Annotated in this window: 2 protein-coding genes; both read left to right on the forward strand. The window is 70.8% G+C overall.

Translation table 11 applies throughout. The features are described 5' to 3' along the window. The first annotated feature begins 173 nt into the window (after positions 1–173). A complete protein-coding gene (locus FNH08_RS49320) occupies positions 174–1,040 on the forward strand; it encodes a PHP domain-containing protein (RefSeq protein WP_322726654.1) in 867 nt (288 codons plus the stop codon). 420 nt (positions 1,041–1,460) lie between these two features. Continuing rightward, a complete protein-coding gene (locus tag FNH08_RS49325; protein WP_322726655.1) occupies positions 1,461–2,066 on the forward strand; it encodes a MarC family protein in 606 nt (201 codons plus the stop codon). Positions 2,067–2,069: the final 3 nt, after the last annotated feature.

Consider the following 2,069-nt stretch of genomic DNA (forward strand, 5'->3'; position numbering starts at 1 on the left):
GGTCGTGGGTGGATCGGATGGTTCTTGGGTGCGGGTTGTCCTGGGTTGCTCGCGCAGTTCCCCGCGCCCCTTGCGTGTAGGCGTCCGGCAGTCAGTAAGTGTGACCGGAGTGGTTCGGGGCGTGGTTATCCTTGAGCGGTCCCTTCCGCTTCGTTGTGCCTGGAGTTCGTGTCGTGCGTATTGATCTGCACTGTCACTCCACGGCTTCCGACGGTACGGACACTCCGGCCGAGCTGGTGCGGAACGCGTCCGCCGCCGGGCTGGACGTCGTCGCGCTGACCGATCACGACACGACCCGTGGGTATGCCGAGGCGATCGCCGCCGTGCCCCAGGGACTCACGCTGGTCACCGGTGCGGAGCTCTCCTGCCGCCTCGACGGGGTGAGCATGCACATGTTGGCGTACCTCTTCGATCCCGAGGAGCCCGACCTGCTCGCCGAGCGCGAGCTCGTCCGGGACGACCGGGTGCCGCGGGCCCGGGGCATGATCGCCAAGCTCAACGAGCTGGGCGTGCCCGTGACCTGGGAGCAGGTCGCGCGGATCGCCGGAGACGGGTCGGTCGGGCGCCCGCATGTGGCCACCGCCCTGGTCGAGCTCGGTGTCGTACCGACCGTGGGCGACGCCTTCACCGCCGACTGGCTGGCCGACGGCGGCCGGGCCTTCGTCGAGAAGCACGAGACCGACCCCTTCGAGGCGATCCGGCTGGTCAAGGGCGCGGGCGGCGTCGCCGTCTTCGCGCACCCGGGGGCCGCCAAGCGGGGCCGTACCGTGCCGGAGTCCGCGATCGCCGAGATGGCCGCCGCCGGGCTCGACGGTATCGAGGTCGACCACATGGACCACGAGCCGGAGACCCGGGCGCGGTTGCGCGGGCTGGCGGGCGACCTCGGACTGCTCACCACGGGCTCCTCGGACTACCACGGCAGCCGCAAGACCTGCGTGCTCGGCGAGTACACGACGGACCCCGAGGTGTACGGCGAGATCACGCGACGGGCGACCGGGGCGTTCCCCGTCCCGGGGACCGGCGGAAGCCGCGGCGCGTAGGGCCGGGCGCGACGGGGCCTGGTCGGCGGCTCACGCGGGGGTGCGTGCCAGAGGCGCTGCCGCTTGAAGTCCGGCCCGGTCCGTGGGGCAGGCCCCGGGTCCGCCCGTTCCGTCCGGGCCGGTTAGGGTTCGGCCCGGGCTCGTTGGGGTTCGGATCGGGCTGGTTGGGGTTCGGATCGGTCTCGTCCGAGTGCCACGTCCGGCTCGTGCCGGCCGGGCTCTCCGCAGGCTCCGGTGCCGCGTTCCACGTGCTGGGGGCCTGAGCCCGACCGCCTCCCGTACCGGCACCGCTCGCTCTGTCACGGCACCCGGCCCCGTCCCGCTGTGCCCACGTGCCCGTGGCCACGGCCACGTCGGCCACCACCTCGTTCGTTTCCCCCTTTCCCTCTTCCCCCCTTCCCTCCTTCGCAAGGCACCCCTGTGTTCGATGTCGCCGTCTTCGGTTCGCTCTTCCTCACCCTGTTCGTGATCATGGATCCGCCGGGAATCACCCCGATCTTCCTGGCGCTCACCGCGGGCCGACCGGCCAGGACGCAGAAGCGGATGGCGTTCCAGGCCGTCTGCGTGGCCGGCGGGGTCATCACGGTCTTCGGGCTGTTGGGGCACCAGATCCTGAACTACCTGCATGTCTCCGTGCCCGCGCTGATGATCGCGGGTGGGCTGCTGCTCCTGCTGATCGCACTGGACCTGCTGACCGGCAAGACCGACGAGCCGAAGCAGACGAAGGACGTGAACGTCGCCCTCGTACCGCTGGGCATGCCGCTGCTCGCGGGGCCCGGTGCCATCGTGTCCGTGATCCTCGCGGTCCAGAAGGCGGACGGTGCGGCGGCCCAGGTGTCCGTCTGGGCCGCCATCCTCGCGATACACGTCGTGCTGTGGCTCACGATGCGGTACTCGCTACTGATCATCCGCGTCATCAAGGACGGCGGAGTGGTGCTGGTGACCCGGCTCGCGGGCATGATGCTCTCCGCCATCGCCGTGCAGCAGATCATCAACGGGGTGACGCAGGTGGTGCGGGGCGGCTGAGTC

Origin of the sequence: Streptomyces spongiae (assembly GCF_009377185.1) — a bacterium.
Lineage (GTDB): Bacteria > Actinomycetota > Actinomycetes > Streptomycetales > Streptomycetaceae > Streptomyces > Streptomyces spongiae.